This window comes from Neisseria sicca 4320 (genome assembly GCF_000193735.1).
GTDB lineage: Bacteria > Pseudomonadota > Gammaproteobacteria > Burkholderiales > Neisseriaceae > Neisseria > Neisseria sicca_E.
Genome location: NZ_AEPF01000075.1, coordinates 1 through 17,115, shown reverse-complemented (window position 1 = coordinate 17,115; position 17,115 = coordinate 1). Strand labels below are relative to the sequence as shown.

Below are 17,115 nucleotides of genomic sequence, written 5' to 3'. Positions count from 1 at the left end.
GGGGCGGTAGAATCGTGAAAACAACAGTCGATAAAAGAGGGCATTTCGTCCTCTTTTCGCCACGCAACCGCCATTTTACCAAACTCAGGCAGATTGATGATGAACCCGTCCTATACGCTCCCCGATACGCACGATTTTTTTCAGACGACCTCGCAATTTTCCGACGTATTCACCCCGCGTCAGGCGGAATCGCACAAAGGGACATATGGCACGCTCGCCGTCGTCGGAGGCGCATCGGGCATGAGCGGAGCGGTTGTTCTCGCTTCCACCGCCGCAATTTATCAAGGCAGCGGCAAAGTGTGGGCGGGCTTCAATCAAACCGCCTTGCCCTTCGCCGTCATTCCCGAACGCCCCGAAATCATGCTGGCAACCGCTGAAGACTTGCTGAAACGGTTAGACATCAGCGCATGGGCGGTCGGTTGCGGTATGGGTTTGGACGAAACCGCCAACCAAATCTTAAATACCGTGTTGACGCAAAATCAGGATGCACCGCTGTTGCTTGATGCCGACGCACTGACCCTGCTGGCAAGGTCGCAGCCCGAAACCCGCGAAGCCGCACAAAAACGCTGCAATCTGGTTCTGACCCCCGCACCCCGCCGAAGCCGCCCGCCTGCTCGGCACGTCAACCCAAGCCGTCCAGCAAGACAGAATATCCGCCGTCCAAACCATCAGCGCAACGTTCCAAGCCGTAACTGTCCTAAAAGGACACCGCACGCTGGTCGCCGCGCCCGACGGCACGGTCTATACCAACCAAAGCGGCAACGCCGGACTTGCGACCGCAGGCAGCGGCGACGTTTTAAGCGGCATCATCGGCAGCCTGCTCGCGCAAGGCCTTCCGCCGTTCCAAGCCGCCTGCGCCGGCGTATGGCTGCACGGCGCAGCGGCGGATGTCATCAAACACTCGATAGGCGTGGAAGCCGGTATGCTGGCAGGCGAAATCGCACCTGCCGCCAGATGGTTGAGGAATCGGCTGATGATGGATAAAACAAAAGTTTAAAGAAAGAGGTCGTCTGAAAACGGGGTTGGCAGACCTGCCGAAACCGGTTTTCAGACGACCTGTGTATTGTTTTAGATAAAAAAGGGAAAAATGAAACCAAATATTTTTGATATTGCCACTAAAGAGCTGAGTCAGGATGCTTTTATTACTTGGCTATTGATGTTTGCCGACGAGGAATGCAAAGGGGAAGATAAAGCTTTGAACGAATGTGCAAGGGAATTTCTTACAGAATTAATCAAATCACACAATCCGAATTTTGATGAAAAAATTACTTCTGTGAAAGCAAGGAGACAAAGGGAAAATATTGATATATGGGCTGAGGTTAATGATAAATATTTTATTGTAATTGAGGACAAAACCAATACTAAGGAGCATTCCAATCAGCTAAACCGGTATAGGGAGGCTGCGGAGAGAATGGCGGAAGGCAAAAGCATCGTATGCATTTATATAAAAACCGGTAATGAAAACAAAGCAAGTCTGACAAGGGTGGAAAATAAAGGATTCAAGGTTTTTGATAGGAAAAAACTCATCGCTATCCTCGAAAAATACACAGATATAAAGAATAATATTTTTATCGATTTTCTCGAGCGGATTAAAAGGCTTGAGGACAAGAATAACCGATTTGCTGATATAGCCATTACAGAATGGCAGGGTAGTGATTGGCAGGGATTTTTTCAATTTCTAGAAAATGAATTACCAGTGACAGATATGTGGTGGGATTATGCAAATAATCCCAGTGGCGGTTTTTGGTGGTATGCCTTTTCTAAATTGCCGCTGACAGACAAAAATTTTATTTATATGCAGTTGGAACAAACTAAGGCAAGGCTTTGCTTTAAAGTCAGTATATCTGACGAGAGTGTTGAAAACGATAGAAAACAAATACGAAATAAACTTTTTGATTTGTTTATATCCGAAGCTCGCAAAGAAGGTTTCTTCGAGATTAAAAAACCGCAAAAGTTTGGGAAGGGGAAAACCATGACGTTTGCCGTGGTTGAACAAGAGGGTTGGTTTGGTAACAATAAATTGGATAGGGAGGGTGTTATTAAAAATATTTTGAAATATCAGGAATTTTTTATAGCGTTTCAGAAAAAATTCAAAGCTGATACTCAGTCTCCAGAGCAGGCATAAATACCCAGTTTACGTTTTAAAAAATAATACAGAAAGGATTTCAGACGACCTCCCCATCCGTTTGAAATCCTCCCCCGTACCGATTAAACTGCCGACTTGCTTTTTTTCCATCATCCTTATTTTGTCCATTACACACCATGTCCAAACCGTTCATCATCCGCTGGCTTGCCGTTTGCCTGATACCTTTGGCAACGCTTGCCATTTTCGCCGTCAATCCGTCTGAAGACGCGGCGCAACACTTAATCAACGGCATCATCCTTGCCTGTGAAGCGACGTTTCTGTTCAAATTCGTCCTTTTCGACACCATCAAGCATCTTAGTTTTGAAAAGGTCGTCTGAAAGCAGCTTGGCAGGTTTGCTGAAACCGTTTTCAAACGACCTACTCCTATATTTTTTAATTTTCATACAGCATCAAACTATGTCTTCCATCCGCTCTTTCAGTTCCACTTTACTGCTCGCGCTACTGCCTTTGGGCTTCCTTATCGTGATGGTCGTCGCGCCTTTGGTTGCGCTGGCTTTTTATGACGGGAGTGCATGGGGCGGGGTGTTGCGCGATGACTATATGCAGCACCTTATCTTATGGACCGCATTTCAGGCTTTGGCAACCTGCGTGCTGGCGGGGATTTTGGGCGTGCCTGCGGCGTGGGTGTTGGCGCGTTTGGATTTCCGGGGACGCGCTTTGGTGTTGAGGCTGTTGATGCTGCCTTTCGTAATGCCGACTTTGGTAGCGGGTATGGGCGTGTTGGCTTTGTTCGGCACAAACGGTGCCGTTTGGGCGGGCTGGCAGGATACGCCGTATCTGTTGATTTACGGCAATGTGTTTTTCAACCTGCCGGTTTTGGTACGCGCGGCGTATCAGGGATTTTTGCAGGTTCCCGAGGCGCGCCTGCAAACGGCGCAGGCTTTGGGAGCGGGGGCTTGGCAGCGGTTTTTAAGGGTGGAATGGCCGGTATTGCGCCCGTGGTTGGCGGGCGGTTTGTGTTTGGTTTTCCTGTATTGTTTTTCGGGATTCGGACTGGCTTTGCTGTTGGGCGGCGACCGCTATGCGACGGTGGAAGTGGAGATTTACCGACTGATTGCGTATGAATTGGATATGGCGCAGGCTTCCGTCTTGGTATGGCTGGTGTTGGGGATTACCGCGGCGGCGGGATTGCTGTATGCGCGGTTGAGCCGTCGGACGGATGCGGACAAGGCACACGCCGCACCGCGTCCGCGCAAGCCCGAAACAGCGGCGGAACGGCTGATGGTCGCGGCGGTATTGTCGGTGTTGTGTGTGTGCTGCCTGATGCCCCTGCTTGCGGTTGTCCGGCAGGCCGCCCTTGCCGGAGGGTCTTGGCGGGTATTGCTCGAGGGCGAAACGCTGGCGGCGCTTTGGAACACCGTTCGTTTTTCGGCGGCGGCGGTTGCTGCCGCTGCGGTATTGGGCGTGTCGTATGCCAGCTTGGCAAGACGCGCGGCGTGGGTGAGGGGGGCGGTATTTTTGCCGTTTATGGTGTCGCCGGTCTGTGTGGCGTTCGGTGTGCTGCTGCTGTATCCGCAATGGACGGCATCGCTGCCGCTTTTGATTGCCGCTTATGCGCTGTTGGCTTATCCGTTTGTCGCCAAAGATGTTTTGGCGGCATGGGATGCGTTGCCGCAAGGTTATGGCGAGGCGGCGAGGACTATGGGGGCAAACCGTTTTCAGACGACCTTTTACATCACCGCCCCATTGCTGAAACCTGCTTTCAGGCGTGGGCTGACTTTGGCGGCGGCAACCTGCGTCGGCGAGTTTGCGGCAACGCTGTTTTTGGCGCGTCCCGAATGGCAGACGCTGACCACCCTGATTTACGCCTATCTGGGCAGGGCGGGGGCGGACAATTATTCGAGGGCGATGGTGTTGACGGCGGTATTGATGCTGTTTGCGACGATGGTGTTTTTGCTGCTGGACGGAAAGGACGAGGACTGAATCATATTGAAGGTCGTCTGAAAAGGCGGTTTCATCTTGGTGAAACCGGTTTTCAGACGACCTTTTCGGTGTGGTTGCCTGTTTTGACCGTATATTCCAACGCTTTGTAAGGTTTCAGTGTGGATGAAATATAACCGTTTTCAGGATGGCGGACGTAATCGAGATAATCCTGCATGGCAGGTGAGAAGCCTTCCACATCGTCCACGGTGATGACCGCGCGGTCGGCAAGATTGGGCTCCAGCAGCTTGAATACGGGGAATACCAAATCCGGCCAGCCGTCGAGCAAGATGAAATCAGGGCGGATGGCTAAGTCTTTTAAGGTTTCCAGCGCATCGCCTTCGCGAAGCTCGATATAGTCTGCCAAACCGGCTTCTTGGAAATGTCTTCTCGCCGCTGCGGCTTTGTGCGGCAGATATTCGCAAGTGATGACGCGCCCTCCGTTGACTCTGGCGGCTGCGGCAAGATACAGCGTCGAAATGCCGTAGGAAGTCCCGAATTCGACGATGTTTTTTGCACCCGATGCCAAAGCCTGCATATACAAAAACTTGCCTTGTTGCGGTGCGATGGGAATGTATTTGTCTTCGTAAAAACTTTCGTTTTCCCCCGACCAATCCAACCCTTTGCCCAATAGCTTGAAAATCTTGGGCAGAAAGTGGAAAAACATCTGCCTGTTTTGCTTTAAGGCTTGGGCGTAGAGCCGCAGCAATACGGTTTCCGTTTGAGGCGCTTGCAGAAAAGCGAACATTTGGGGTGTCAGCTTGGGCATGTAGATTCTCCTTTACAGCTCAAATCCTTTATATTTTACATCTTGCCACAGCTTCGCTTTTCAGACGACCCCTGCATCCAAACTCCGCTATAATGGCGGCTTTCCCATTATTTCATTCAAAAGACGGTCTTATCATGAAACACATCCACATTATCGGTATCGGCGGCACGTTTATGGGCGGGGTGGCCGCCATTGCCAAAGAAGCGGGGTTTAAAGTCAGCGGTTGCGATGCGAAGATGTATCCGCCGATGAGCACCCAGCTCGAAGCCTTGGGCATAGACGTACACGAAGGCTTCGATGCCGCGCAGTTGGACGAATTTAAAGCCGACGTTTACGTGATCGGTAATGTCGCCAAGCGCGGGATGGATGTGGTTGAAGCGATTTTGAACCGCGGCCTGCCTTATATTTCCGGCCCGCAATGGCTGTCGGAAAACGTGCTGCACCATCATTGGGTACTCGGTGTGGCGGGGACGCACGGCAAAACGACCACCGCGTCCATGCTCGCATGGGTCTTGGAATATGCCGGACTCGCGCCGGGCTTCCTCATCGGCGGCGTACCGGAAAACTTCAGTGTCTCCGCCCGCCTGCCGCAAACGCCGCGTCAAGACCCGAACAGCAAATCGCCGTTTTTTGTTATCGAAGCCGACGAATACGACACCGCCTTTTTCGACAAACGCTCCAAATTTGTGCATTACCGCCCGCGTACCGCTGTGTTGAACAATCTGGAATTCGACCACGCCGACATCTTCGCCGACTTGGGCGCGATACAGACCCAGTTCCACCACCTCGTGCGCACCGTGCCGTCCGAAGGCCTAATCGTCTGCAACGGACAGCAGCAAAGCCTGCAAGATACTTTGGACAAAGGCTGCTGGACGCCGGTAGAAAAATTCGGCACCGAACACGGCTGGCAGGTCGGCGAAGTCAATGCCGACGGTTCGTTCGACGTGTTGCTTGACGGCAAAAAAGCCGGACACGTCGCATGGGATTTGATGGGCGGACACAACCGCATGAACGCGCTCGCCGTCATCGCCGCCGCGCGTCATGCCGGAGTCGATATTCAGACCGCCTGCGAGGCCTTGAGCGCGTTTAAAAACGTCAAACGCCGCATGGAAATTAAAGGTACGGTAAACGGCATCACCGTTTACGACGACTTCGCCCACCATCCGACCGCCATCGAAACCACCATCGAAGGTCTGCGCCAGCGCGTCGGAAACGCCCGAATCCTCGCCGTCCTCGAGCCGCGTTCCAACACCATGAAACTCGGCACCATGAAAGCCGCCCTGCCCGAAAGCCTCAAAGGTGCCGACCAAGTGTTCTGCTATGCCGGCGGCGTGGACTGGAACGTTGCCGAAGCCCTTGAGCCTTTGGCTAACAAGCTGCACGTCGGACAAGACTTTGATGCCTTCGTTGCCGAAATCGTGAAACATGCCGAAGCAGGCGATCATATTTTGGTGATGAGCAACGGCGGTTTCGGCGGAATACACGGGAAGCTGCTGGAAGCCTTGAAATAAGGTCGGTTGAAAGTTTGGAATGATTGAGGTCGTCTGAAAACCGGAGTTTGGTTTTCAGACGACCTTTTTGTTGTGAAGGAATGGTATGGGATGGGGCAGACCCGATATAGTGGATTAACAAAAATCAGGACAAGGCGACGAAGCCGCAGACAGTACAAATAGTACGGAACCGATTCACTTGGTGCTCCAGCACCTTAGAGAATCGTTCTCTTTGAGCTAAGGCGAGGCAACGCCGTACTGGTTTAAATTTAATCCACTATATTTCCGGCGGGGCGGGTTTGGCTGTAAACCAAGCGGGGTTTGCCGTTTGCCTTTATTTGGTTTTTTTGGTCGGCTTGGTGTTTTCGCTTTCTATTGCTTTTCGGTACAGGTCAAACAGGAAGGCGACACGTTCTGCCTCGTCGTCGGTGTTTTTACCTTTTTTGTAGCCGTAGGCTTTATCGACGGCTTTGTCGAGGGCGGCGTGGGCTTTGACGAGGTCGGGATAGCCTGCGTCGGGCGAATAGAGTTCGGCAAGCGTAGGTGGAGGAAGATTGTCAGCAAGCGCATCGGCGCGGTATTTCTCGCGAATGTCGAGGATGGCTTGGGCGGCAGATTCGATGGCGGCGCGTAGGGGGCTGTTTTCAGACGACCTCGGCTTTTTGCCTTTTTTGCCCGTGGTTTCCTGACAGGCGGTTTCGCCATCGTCTGGTTTACGACAGTTTTCTGGGAAGGGAAAGTTGTTGTACACGACGGTATTGGAATAGCGATAATCGCTTTTCAGACGGCCTGCAACGGTACGCATAAAGGCATTGTGCATGGTGGAGCTGAGGATGCCGAAGTGGTAGAGGGTGGCGTTTGGAAGGATAAATGCCAGATTGCTGACAACTGTTTCATATGACAGATAACCGATGGGGATGAAACGGCGGCTTTCAGAAGACACACTTGGAATAATCAGAAAATTGCCGTCTGAAGGCTGACGGATTTTTTGAAAAAGCCACGGGGTTGCTGCATCTTTTTGAGTTTGGTTGTCGCTGCTGTCTTCGCGCATGGTTTTGACTGCCTGAATACGGGCTTGAACTTTGGGCATCTGTTTCAGGGCATGGTTGCGTTTGACATCGGATATGCCTTGAAACCACAGGCACCAACGGGTTTTGCCGTTGAGGAACTCATCCGCACCGATAAAGGGGCGGATGTATTGTTTTGCCAAGGGTTCGGCAGCAATCAGGGCTTCTTTTTCGGCGGTTGAAAGGATAAGGTTACCGCCTTCGGTCGGTTTGCTTCCGTTGACCATGTCAGGTTCGCAATGTATGGGACGGCTGCGCTTGGCAATAATCAGATCGGGCGAATCGATCAGATAAGGATTAATGTTGGCTGCGGCGTTTTTTACGGGTTCGCCTTTGATGTCGGGATAGTCGTAGAGATATTTGGGCAGGGCGGAATTTTCCGAAGCGTTTGCGCCGCCGTTTTCAGACGACGTCTGCGGTTTGCGGCTGAAGCCGACGATGATGCAATGGACGGCGGCTTTGCCTGCGGCTTGGCTCGTCCATTGGAAGGTACGGTGGGCAAAGTTGATTTCGATGCCTTGGTTCAAAAGGCTGCCCCAAAGGATTTCGACCTGCTGGCCTTGGCAGATGGAATTGGTGGAGACGAATGCCGTACGGACGCGGGGATTCTGCGCCATGATGCCGGCGGCTTTGACATACCAGTTGCAGACGTAATCCAACAGGCCGTAGCCTTTGATATTGCCGCAGATGCTTTCGAGGTCGTTTTTCTGCTCTTTGGTTTGATAGGTCGAGCCGATAAAGGGCGGATTGCCGAAGATGTAGTCCGCCGCCTGCCAAGGTGTGCGGAGACTGTTGGCGTGGATGATTTCGGCGGCATCTTCGAGCGGCAGCGTATGGCAGGCGACTTCGCCGTCGAAGCGGATTTGCGTGCGGATGTTGCATTGGTGGTTTTTGAGCCACATGGCGGTACGGGCGATAAGGACGGCGAATTCGTCAATTTCGATGCCGTGAAACTGTTTCAGACGACATTGGACGGACGGGCTGTCGAATAAGCCGCCTGCTTTGTCTTTGAGCGCTTCGGCGATGATGTCGTCTTCAAGGGCGCGGATGCGGTCGTAGGCAACGATCAGGAAGTTGCCGCAGCCGCAGGCCGGGTCGAGGAATTGCAGGTTTTGGATTTTTTGGTAGAAGGCGGCGAGTTTTTTGGCTTTGTCGCGTTTGAGGGCTTTGACGGCTTCAAATTCGGCGCGCAGGTTTTCTAAGAAGAGGCCGTTGATGACTTTGTCGATATTGGCGGCTTCGGTGTAGTGTGCGCCCGCTTCGCGCCGCTCTTGCGCGTCCATGACGGATTGGAAGAGCGTGCCGAAGATTTCGGGACTGATGTTGCGCCAGTCGAAATTGCCGCAGTCGATTAAGGCGCGGTGCTGCTTGGCGGTGAAGTCGAAAGTGCGCAGGCGTTCTTTGAAAAGGCCGCCGTTGACGTATTCGAAACTTTTAAATTTTTCGCTTTGGGTTTTGCTGCGCTTTTGGTCGGGTGTGTTGAGGAATTCAAAGAGTTGGTTGAGCTTGTCGCCGAGCGTGTCGGCTTCTTTGCAGCCTTCTAAAAAGTCTTGGAAAAGGTAGTTGCGCTGGAAAACGGCGCTGTCGTCGGCAAAAAAGAGGAAAAGCAGGCGCGTGATGAAGAGCCTGAGTTCGTGTTCTTCGTAAATGCCTTCTTCCTGCAAAGCATCGTGTAGCCTGCCGATGGCCGCCGCCGCTTGAATGTTGGCTTCTTCTTGAATTTGGCGGACTTTGGCTTCGATGCCGAACATGAAGTCGAAAACGCCGCGCGTGATGTATTCGGGCAATGCTTCCAGCGGGAATTGCCATTGGTTTTCTGCGCCTTCTTCAGGCTCGCGACGATAAAGGTGAAAATGGGCAAAATCGCTGACGGCGTAATATTCAGGTAAGGCAGACGGCTTGGTGCGCTCGATTTCCTGCAAATAACGCTCCGCCTGTTCTTTGGCTTTTGCCAGGTTTTTGTTGGCGGATTTGTGTTCTGCCAGGAAGATGCCTTCCCAAAAGACATCGACAAATTGGGTGTTGTTGCTCGGGTCTTTAACGGCATATTCGAAGTGGGCGACGTTTTTGCGGTCTATGCCGAAAATTGCAAAAAATTCATTCCAAAAGGTGTCTTTTTCACGGCGTTCGTCGGTTTGGTTTTTGTAGTGGTCGGCGAAATTTTGTGCGGCGGTTTGGAGTTGGAGCAAGGTTTTCATGACTTTATGCAATGAATGTATTGTGGAAACGGATGGGGCGTCATTATAACGGTTTGCGTTAAAAAGGTCGTCTGAAACCATTTCAGACGACCTTTTTTCTTCCTAGCTGTCCATTTTTAACCGCAACCGCCGCATTTGCCGCAGCCGCTGCTGCAATCGCGTTTTTTCGGTTTGAATACGAATTTTCGCAAGAGGAAGAATACGCAGGCGAGCATAATCAAGCCGACGATAATATATTGAGTCATCACATTATCCTTGAAGTAATTTGGTAAACCACAAATGCGGCGAAGTAAGCCATCAGGAACAAATAGCCGGTAATCATCACCATATTTTTTGTGGATTTGGTTTCGCGTTTAATCACAGCCAATGTCGCGGCACACATGGGGGCGTACACATACCAAGCCAGGAAGGCGAAGGCGGTTGGCAAACCCCAGTTGTTGTGCACAATCGGAATCAGCGCGTTTTGTACGGCGTCTTCAGACGACGCGCTGACGGCATAGACCGTACCCAGTGCGGCAACGACGACTTCACGCGCGGCAATGCCCGGAATCATGGCGATACACATTTCCCAAGTGAAGCCCAGCGGGGCGAACAATGGTTGGATAGCGTGGCCGAGCATACCCGCCAAGCTGTAGTCGATTGCCGCGCCTGTTGCACCTGCGGGCGGTTGCGGCCAGCTTACCAAGCCCCACAAAACTACGGCAAGGGCGAAGATAATCGTACCGGCGCGTTTGAGGAAGGCTTTTACCCTGTCCCACAGGCTGGTCATGATGTGTTTGAAGTTGGGCGTGCGGAAAGTCGGCAGCTCCATCAAGAGCGGGAATTGCTGCACGTTGCCTTTCATACGCGCCAAGCGTTTCATGATATACGCTGCCAAGGCGGCAGACAGGATGCCTACGAGATAGAGGATGAACAGCGTCAGTCCTTGCAGGTTGAAAATCCCGCCTACGGTGCGATTAGGAATGACGGCGGCGATAATCAGCGCGTAAACGGGCAGCCGCGCGGAGCAGGTCAGCAGCGGGGCGACGGCGATGGTAACGAGGCGTTCGCGCGGGTCATTAATCGTACGCGCCGACATAACGGCGGGAACGGCACAGGCGAAACTCGACAGGAGCGGGATGAATGAGCGTCCGGACAGGCCGCTTTTCGCCATCACGTTATCCAGCAGGAACGCCGCACGCGGCAGGTAGCCTGAGTCTTCCAAAAGCAGGATGAAGGCGAACAAAATCGTAATCTGCGGCACGAACACCAACACGCTGCCCAAACCGGCAATGACGCCGTTGACGAGCAAGTCGCTGAGGATGCCCGGCTCCATGTTGGTGCCTATCCATTCGCCCAGCGCGGCAAAGCCGCCTTCGATGGCTTCCATAATCGGTGCCGCCCAAGTGTAAACCGCTTGGAACACCATAAACAGGATAAACAGCAGCATAATTATGCCCCAGACGGGGTGCAGCACGATGTCGTCGAGTTTTTTGTGCCATGCGGGCAGCGTCATTTCCGTGCGCACCACCTGTGCCAAAATCGATTCGACTTCTTGATAAAGTTTGTCGCTCTCCAGCGCCTCGAGCGTGCGTTCGGCAGAAGCGGGGTTGGCGGGGAAAGAGCGTTTGCGCGGCAGCTTCGCCACGGCTTCGCGCACGGCCTGTACGCCCGACGCGCTCACGGCAACTGTTTCCAAAACAGGTGCATCCAACAACTCGCTCAGTTTGGCCGCATCAATATTCAAGCCCCTTCTGCGGGCAACGTCGCTCATGTTCAGCGACACCACCATAGGCAGTCCCAGCGTTTTCAGTTCCAAAATCATGCGCAGGGTCATACGCAGGTTGGTCGCGTCGGCAACGGCAATGATGGCGTCGGGCGGAATGCCCAGCTTGCCTACGGCGACATCTTTCGCCACCGCTTCGTCGGGGCTGGTCGTGCGCAGGCTGTATGTGCCCGGCAGGTCGATAATGCGAACGGCCTTGTCGTCAAGTAAGGCGCCCTCGCGCTTATCGACCGTTACGCCCGGATAATTGGCAACCTTGGCATGTGCGCCGGTCAAACCGTTGAACAAAACGGTTTTGCCGCAGTTTGGCGCGCCAATCAAGGCAAAATAGCTTAGTTCCATTTATTTATTCTCCTTGTTTGATTGTGTGATGAGTTTGGCGTTGGATTGGGGAAAAGGCTTTGAAACGGCGCTTTCAGACGACCTAGGTCGTCTGAAAAGGATAGGGCGGTCAGATTCAATCCGCCTTTGCCGCATTTTCAGAACATGAAGCCTGCTTGTGGGTACGGTGTAAGTCAGCCGTTAATCACATGGCACATAATTTTTCCCGCCTCTTCCTGCCGTAACGAGAATTGCGACTGGTTGCCCAAACGTACGGCAAACGGGCCGCGTCCGAATCCGCCGACGGCAATCACCTGCAACGGCATTCCGCTTGAAAAGCCCAAGTCAGCAAGGCGGCGTGTAACCAGCGGGTCGAGTTCGCCGAAAGTCGAATTGGGGACGATGGAGTCGATGTGCGCGACTGCGCCTTTACTGAGTTTTGACAAAGGTATGGCAGACATAGTGTGTTTTACTTTCGTTGTCGATTGAAAAAAGAGACGGCAAGTAAAGACGAATTTGACACAGGGTAGGCCGAGGCATGTTCCAACGCCCGTCCCCGCAAAAGAAGTAGTTTTGATTGTTTATCACTTTGTTTTATTTTGATAATAAATCTTGTTAACATAAAAATCAAATCCAAAGCCACCAAATTCCTGATTTTCAGACGACATATTGCGACAAATCAAAGAAAGCGAATGATTCGTTGTGAAAGTCAGGAAGGGCTATTGATAAGGTTTTCGTTTGGATGTCTTATAGAAAAGTGAAGACCGAAGGAGTGAATAATGAAAATCTACACCGCTGCAGAAATGCGTGAACACGAACAAATGGCAGTCGATAAAGGCACGACTTTCGAGCAACTGATGGAAAACGCGGGACAAGCCGCCGCGGCTGATTTGCTGCGCCGTTTTCCCAAAGCGGGATGTGCGTTAATCGTTTGCGGCAAGGGCAACAACGGCGGCGACGGTTTGGTCATCGCGCGCGTGTTGTCGGGGCATGATTGGCAGGTAGATGTCGTTTTTGTCTTGGGAGACAAACTGTCGCCGCTGGCGCAGTTGAACCGCGAGCGTTTGAATCATTCGGACGGCGTCAGCTTTATCCGATCCGACGAACTGGAAGGTCGTCTGAAAACAGGTTACGGTCTCGTTATCGAAGGCATTTTCGGAACAGGCTTCAGTGGCGCATTGCCCGAAACGGCCGCCGCCGTCTGCCGCCTGCTGAATCAAGCCGACGGTTTTAAAATCGCGCTGGACATCCCGACCGGGCTGAACTGCGACACAGGCGAAGCAGACAAAGATACCTTCCGCGCGGACCTGACCTACACCTTCGCCGCCTACAAACCCGCGCATATGATCGACGCAGGCAAAGCATATTGCGGAGAGACCGTGTGTTTGGATATTGGGATAGAGTAGCCCTCTTTTGGGTGGTTTAGATAAAAACGTCGTCTGAAAATACGGCTTTAGCAAAATCTGCCATGCCTGTTTTCAGACGACGTTGTTTTTGAGATTGGGCAAGGCGGGTACGGCCGCATCTTTCTTTGCGCCCATGCCGGCCGGAAATCCTGTTTTGACTGGAAACCTGTCTGAAAAGAAAGCAGGCTTTCAGACAGGTATTTCGTCAAGCGTTGAGAAATTCGAGCAGATGTTGTCCGCCGACTTTCAGTGCTTCCAAAAATACGTTGACTTTCTGTTGTTGGTTTTTGGTGTGGCTTACCGTATAGAGCCAGCCTTCGGGCGTAATGGTGTAGTTGATGCCCAAGCCGCCAACCGAGGTGGGGGCAAAGGCGAAGTTTACTACCGCGCTGTTGTCGCCTACGGTTGATGTGGAGAGGAAGTCGGTAGTAAAGGTCTCGTAGCCTTCATCTTTGAAAAATACGGGGTGGCTGTTGGTTTTGGCTGCCATCAGTTTCAAACCGAGCAGGTGGCGGTTGGCGCCTTGACCGAGTTTGCTGGCTTTGATGCGGGCTTTGTGTTCGGCAAGCGCGGCTTCCAGTGCTTCGCGGGACGGTTTTTCCTGCAATAAGGTGCTGACGAAAACCAGAGATTCGTTGGAAACGGGGCGCACGCATTCGGTGCGGCCGTTTTTGAAGTGGCTCACGTCAACGGCTTCGTATGTGTTGCGGACGGTGCCGTAGGTGGTGAGTTGGGCGTATTGCAGGAGGAACTGCATCAACGCATCCTGGCTTATGCCTTGGGGAATGGTTAAGCCGTTGAACGGTATGGTAACGCTGGTTACGTGCATCTGGTCAGCCTGTTTGGCATAGTTTTGCTGCCATTGTGCCCAGTTTTTCAGCAAGTCGGCATCCAGCTGCCATTCGAAGCGGTGGACGGCAGGGCGGGTTTTCTTGCCGCCGCGTGCAGCCAGTTTGGCTGCGGCAAGGGTAACGATGCCTTTGAGCGCACCGCCGTCTGCCCAAGTGTGTTCGCAATGCAGATACAGGCGCTTGGTGTTGGTGTTGTAGCAATAGGTGGTGGGTTTGTAGCACCAAACGTTTTGCTTGGGTTGGAACGTGGTTTTCGCCAAATCGCTGTCGGCATCGAGGTCTTCGCTGCTGATGCTGATGTGGAACAGGTCTTGTTCGATGTGTTCCAGCAGGCGGGTGTTGTCGTCATGCTGTTGCAGGGCTTGGTATACGCGGGCGGTTTCGTTGCCGCCCAAGTAGCAGGGGACGGCTACCGGATATTTGTTTTGATGGGTATCGGAAAGGATTTCTTCAAATGCCTGTCTGAACGCATCGGGATGGTAGGCTTCAAATTGTTCGTCGAGCGCGGCAATGCGGTAGTAGAAACCGTTGTGCAACACGCCGATGTGGCGGCTGCCGTTGGGTGAGAAGCGGAAGCCGTCGACTTCTTTTTGCGGCACGCGCGCGGCACCTTGCAAAATTTTCCATTGCTCCATGCATACGGGCGTACCTTGCGGGGTTTGCGGCACGGGAATGCGCTGATGGTGATAATCAGCGCATACCGCAGCCAATGCTGATGCCCACTCCGCCAAATCCTTACCTTGAGTTTGGATATTGAAACCTACGTTGCTGGCCAGAGGCAGCGGAGTGCGTACGCGCAAATAGCTGTCGAGCCAGGCGTCGATCAACCAGCTGGTTTCGACTTCTGCTGCAAATTGCTGCAACGCAGCTTGCAATTCTTTGCCTTTGCGCGATTCGAAATTGCGGGTAGTCGCTGCGGTTTTTTCAAAAGCTTCATTACTCAACAGCGGACGCACTATTTTCAAATAGCGTTCGCAGGTTTCGGTCAAATCAGGTACAGGGAGGCGGGGTGTTTGGGACATCGTGTTCTCCTATTTATTAGGGGCAGGCGGCAATGCCTGCCTGTAAGTGTTTAATCGTCTTTTTCAATGAAGGCCAGTTTGATGACATAGCCTAAAAAGGCGAGAACCAAAACCATCAATACAGTTTCGATAATGTTGTCTTGAACGCTTTGATTCAAATACATAATTTGTTTTTCCACGGTTTACTCCTTGTTTTTTACTGGTTCTTGGACGACAGGCGATACGCGGGGTACGTCGCGTTTGAGCTGGCGCCAAAGTGCGGCAAACCATAAGTACATAATGAATACAAACGGGAAGCCGGAGAATGAGCCGACTGCTTTAATACCTTCCATCTTGCCGGTAACAATCACGGCGTAGCCGATAAGCGACATCAAAATAGCCCAGACAACTGCGCGGGTTTTGTTTTCACGGCGTCCGTCGTTGCTGGTCATAATACCCAGAGAAATGGCGGAACTGGTTACAGTAGTTACCACGAAGCCGAGGAACAGAACCACAGTCAGCGGTTTGGTTGCGAAAGACAGAGGCAGCATATTGAGCAGGTAATAGAATGTGCCTTCGTAGTCGCCTTTATTGGCAATTTCCGCCAAGCGTCCGCTACCTTCTACGGTATCGAGCAGGCTGAAACCCGAGAATACGGAGAACCAGATTACCAAGAAGCCGACCGGTACCATAATCGAAGCCAGCACGAATTCGCGCAAAGTGCGGCCTTTGGAAATTTTGGCGAGGAACACGCCCACAAACGGTGTCCAAGTAATCCACCATACCCAGTAAGCCATCGGATACCATACCAGCCAATCGCGGTTATGGAACAAATAAAGCTCGAAAGAGTGGTGAACGGTTTGAGTGAGGATATTGCCGATAGACACAACAAAATTACTGAGAAAGTAGTGGGTCGGGCCGACCAAGAAGACAAAGACCAGCATGAGCAAAGACAAAACCACGGTCAAATCGCCCAGCCATTTCATCCCTTTTTCAATCGGCAACACAGCGCCCAAAGTATAAAGGGAAGCGATAATGATCAGAACGACGGTTTGCCAGCCTATCGTGCTGAAGTTTATTCCGGTGATGATTTTCAGACCGGAAGAAATTTGGGTAGAAGCCATGGCAATGGAAGATGAAACCGACATGGCAATCGAAATAATCGCTATGCCTGTAATCGCAATGCCCAATGGTTTCGCCCATTTTTTATGTTTGAACGCATATTCCAGCGGAGCAGAGGGTGTACATTCCGTTTTATGTTGATACATAAAGTACGCCAACACCAGACCGCCGACGGTATAAAGCGACCATGCCGGAATGCCCCATACATGCAGCGCAAGGCTCATCGCATTTTCCACTTTTTGGTATTCAGGCAAATTCGCAGCCTGCACACCGATGGGCGAATGATAATAGTGCCACAGCGCCTCAATCGGGCCAAAGAACACGATACCCACGCCGATACCAGCGGTAAACAGCATGTTCATCCACGAGAAAAACGAATATTCGGATTTGGCATCTTTTCCGCCCAACCTGATATTGCCGAAGCGGGGGGACAAAGCAACGACCATACACACGGTAAATGCCAATAGAGGCAGCCACATAATCAGCCAGTCAAACTTCATATAGAAGAATTTACTGACATCGGTAATCGTGTTGGTAAATAAGGTAGGTTTGACAACGGCTATGGTAGCTAAGGCGCCTACTATTGGAGCAGTCCATAAAAAGTATTTAGGACGCTTGGGTTGAATTTCTTCTTTCGCGGACATACGCAAGCCTTTTTAGTTGGTTAACATTTTTTAAATCTAAAAAAGCGAGTAGAGTGTGTAATGCAAGATTAAGTAATTTTTTTTGGGGGGATTCTATAATGGAAACCTAGAAAAACAAAGGTTTCCGGCAGGGATTAATCATTATTATTTAGTATGTTTGACTTGTATTAATGTTCGGTGAGTTTGCGCAATTACTCTGCTATAAGGTAATTAATGCCTATGGTCTGTCTAATAAATTTGCAATGCTGACGAATAAAGTTCAGTAGTATGGAAGAGTTCGATGCGCCCGGAAAGTTCATTGTTCGGTAAAACCTGCGTATGCTTTAAGTCCTTATGCAGGTGAAATCAACAGGCATTGACCGAATTTTGGTACTTATAGTGGATTAACTTTAAACCAGTACGGCGTTGCCTTGCC

The 17,115-nt window shown here is 51.7% G+C and carries 13 protein-coding genes and 2 pseudogenes; 7 read left to right on the top strand and 8 right to left on the bottom strand.

Going from position 1 to position 17,115, the window contains the following annotated elements; all coding sequences use genetic code 11:
- Positions 1–96: 96 nt before the first annotated feature.
- The 4 genes and pseudogenes from NSCA4_RS12980 (at position 97) to NSCA4_RS0107345 (ending at position 4,069) form a co-directional block, all read left to right on the top strand.
- Positions 97–997 (top strand): annotated as a pseudogene (locus tag NSCA4_RS12980) (NAD(P)H-hydrate dehydratase).
- A 90-nt stretch (positions 998–1,087) separates the two neighbouring features.
- Entirely contained in the window at positions 1,088–2,125 is a 1,038-nt protein-coding gene (locus NSCA4_RS0107360; RefSeq protein ID WP_016687531.1) for a PD-(D/E)XK nuclease family protein, read from the top strand.
- A gap of 137 nt (positions 2,126–2,262) precedes the next feature.
- Entirely contained in the window at positions 2,263–2,463 is a 201-nt protein-coding gene (locus NSCA4_RS12975) for a hypothetical protein (RefSeq protein ID WP_016687529.1), read from the top strand.
- A gap of 79 nt (positions 2,464–2,542) precedes the next feature.
- Positions 2,543–4,069 (top strand): ABC transporter permease, encoded by a 1,527-nt coding sequence (locus NSCA4_RS0107345; RefSeq protein ID WP_016687528.1) that lies wholly within the window; start codon positions 2,543–2,545, stop codon positions 4,067–4,069.
- A gap of 52 nt (positions 4,070–4,121) precedes the next feature.
- Here NSCA4_RS0107345 and NSCA4_RS0107340 read toward each other — a convergent pair whose 3' ends face one another.
- The gene (locus NSCA4_RS0107340; RefSeq protein ID WP_016687527.1) at positions 4,122–4,835 is read right to left on the bottom strand and encodes an O-methyltransferase; all 714 of its coding nucleotides are present in this window, start codon (positions 4,833–4,835) and stop codon (positions 4,122–4,124) included.
- 134 nt (positions 4,836–4,969) lie between these two features.
- Between NSCA4_RS0107340 and mpl the strand changes: the two genes are divergently transcribed.
- Entirely contained in the window at positions 4,970–6,346 is a 1,377-nt protein-coding gene (mpl, locus tag NSCA4_RS0107335; RefSeq protein WP_016687526.1) for a UDP-N-acetylmuramate:L-alanyl-gamma-D-glutamyl-meso-diaminopimelate ligase, read from the top strand.
- Positions 6,347–6,436: 90 nt separating this feature from the next.
- Positions 6,437–6,629: pseudogene (locus NSCA4_RS16350) on the top strand (hypothetical protein); the annotation flags it as partial.
- A 30-nt stretch (positions 6,630–6,659) separates the two neighbouring features.
- Here NSCA4_RS16350 and NSCA4_RS12970 read toward each other — a convergent pair.
- The 4 genes from NSCA4_RS12970 to NSCA4_RS0107315 form a co-directional block, all read right to left on the bottom strand.
- Positions 6,660–9,590 (bottom strand): class I SAM-dependent DNA methyltransferase, encoded by a 2,931-nt coding sequence (locus NSCA4_RS12970; protein WP_050901025.1) that lies wholly within the window; start codon positions 9,588–9,590, stop codon positions 6,660–6,662.
- Between the two features lie 116 nt (positions 9,591–9,706).
- Entirely contained in the window at positions 9,707–9,835 is a 129-nt protein-coding gene (locus NSCA4_RS13950) for a FeoB-associated Cys-rich membrane protein (RefSeq protein ID WP_003683546.1), read from the bottom strand.
- Complete coding sequence (feoB, locus tag NSCA4_RS0107320; RefSeq protein WP_003742385.1) at positions 9,835–11,697, bottom strand: ferrous iron transporter B; 1,863 nt, start codon at positions 11,695–11,697, stop codon at positions 9,835–9,837. The genes NSCA4_RS13950 and feoB overlap by 1 nt, the downstream gene beginning before the upstream one ends.
- A 173-nt stretch (positions 11,698–11,870) precedes the next feature.
- Positions 11,871–12,137 carry a FeoA family protein gene (locus NSCA4_RS0107315; protein ID WP_016687524.1) on the bottom strand — a complete coding sequence of 89 codons (267 nt, stop codon included), beginning with the start codon at positions 12,135–12,137 and terminating at the stop codon, positions 11,871–11,873.
- A 318-nt stretch (positions 12,138–12,455) separates the two neighbouring features.
- Between NSCA4_RS0107315 and NSCA4_RS0107310 the strand changes: the two genes are divergently transcribed.
- Positions 12,456–13,082, top strand: a complete 627-nt coding sequence (locus NSCA4_RS0107310; protein ID WP_016687523.1) for an NAD(P)H-hydrate epimerase — start codon at positions 12,456–12,458, stop codon at positions 13,080–13,082.
- A gap of 205 nt (positions 13,083–13,287) precedes the next feature.
- Here NSCA4_RS0107310 and NSCA4_RS0107305 read toward each other — a convergent pair whose 3' ends face one another.
- Genes NSCA4_RS0107305 through NSCA4_RS0107295 form a run of 3 tightly spaced genes read right to left on the bottom strand, consistent with a single transcriptional unit; the run spans position 13,288 to position 16,700 of the window.
- A complete protein-coding gene (locus NSCA4_RS0107305) occupies positions 13,288–14,955 on the bottom strand; it encodes a choline/carnitine O-acyltransferase (protein WP_016687522.1) in 1,668 nt (555 codons plus the stop codon).
- Between the two features lie 50 nt (positions 14,956–15,005).
- A complete protein-coding gene (locus NSCA4_RS16035; protein ID WP_016687521.1) occupies positions 15,006–15,134 on the bottom strand; it encodes a hypothetical protein in 129 nt (42 codons plus the stop codon).
- Positions 15,135–15,137: 3 nt separating this feature from the next.
- Complete coding sequence (locus NSCA4_RS0107295) at positions 15,138–16,700, bottom strand: BCCT family transporter (protein ID WP_016687520.1); 1,563 nt, start codon at positions 16,698–16,700, stop codon at positions 15,138–15,140.
- Positions 16,701–17,115: the final 415 nt, after the last annotated feature.

Coding starts and splice junctions, on each gene's coding strand:
- NSCA4_RS0107315 (WP_016687524.1), bottom strand. CDS start 12,137: ATGTCTGCCATACCTTTGTCAAAACTCAGTAAAGGCGCAGTCGCGCAC.
- mpl (WP_016687526.1), top strand. CDS start 4,970: ATGAAACACATCCACATTATCGGTATCGGCGGCACGTTTATGGGCGGG.
- NSCA4_RS13950 (WP_003683546.1), bottom strand. CDS start 9,835: ATGACTCAATATATTATCGTCGGCTTGATTATGCTCGCCTGCGTATTC.
- NSCA4_RS12970 (WP_050901025.1), bottom strand. CDS start 9,590: ATGAAAACCTTGCTCCAACTCCAAACCGCCGCACAAAATTTCGCCGAC.
- NSCA4_RS0107340 (WP_016687527.1), bottom strand. CDS start 4,835: ATGCCCAAGCTGACACCCCAAATGTTCGCTTTTCTGCAAGCGCCTCAA.
- NSCA4_RS0107345 (WP_016687528.1), top strand. CDS start 2,543: ATGTCTTCCATCCGCTCTTTCAGTTCCACTTTACTGCTCGCGCTACTG.
- NSCA4_RS0107305 (WP_016687522.1), bottom strand. CDS start 14,955: ATGTCCCAAACACCCCGCCTCCCTGTACCTGATTTGACCGAAACCTGC.
- feoB (WP_003742385.1), bottom strand. CDS start 11,697: ATGGAACTAAGCTATTTTGCCTTGATTGGCGCGCCAAACTGCGGCAAA.
- NSCA4_RS12975 (WP_016687529.1), top strand. CDS start 2,263: ATGTCCAAACCGTTCATCATCCGCTGGCTTGCCGTTTGCCTGATACCT.
- NSCA4_RS0107295 (WP_016687520.1), bottom strand. CDS start 16,700: ATGTCCGCGAAAGAAGAAATTCAACCCAAGCGTCCTAAATACTTTTTA.
- NSCA4_RS0107310 (WP_016687523.1), top strand. CDS start 12,456: ATGAAAATCTACACCGCTGCAGAAATGCGTGAACACGAACAAATGGCA.
- NSCA4_RS0107360 (WP_016687531.1), top strand. CDS start 1,088: ATGAAACCAAATATTTTTGATATTGCCACTAAAGAGCTGAGTCAGGAT.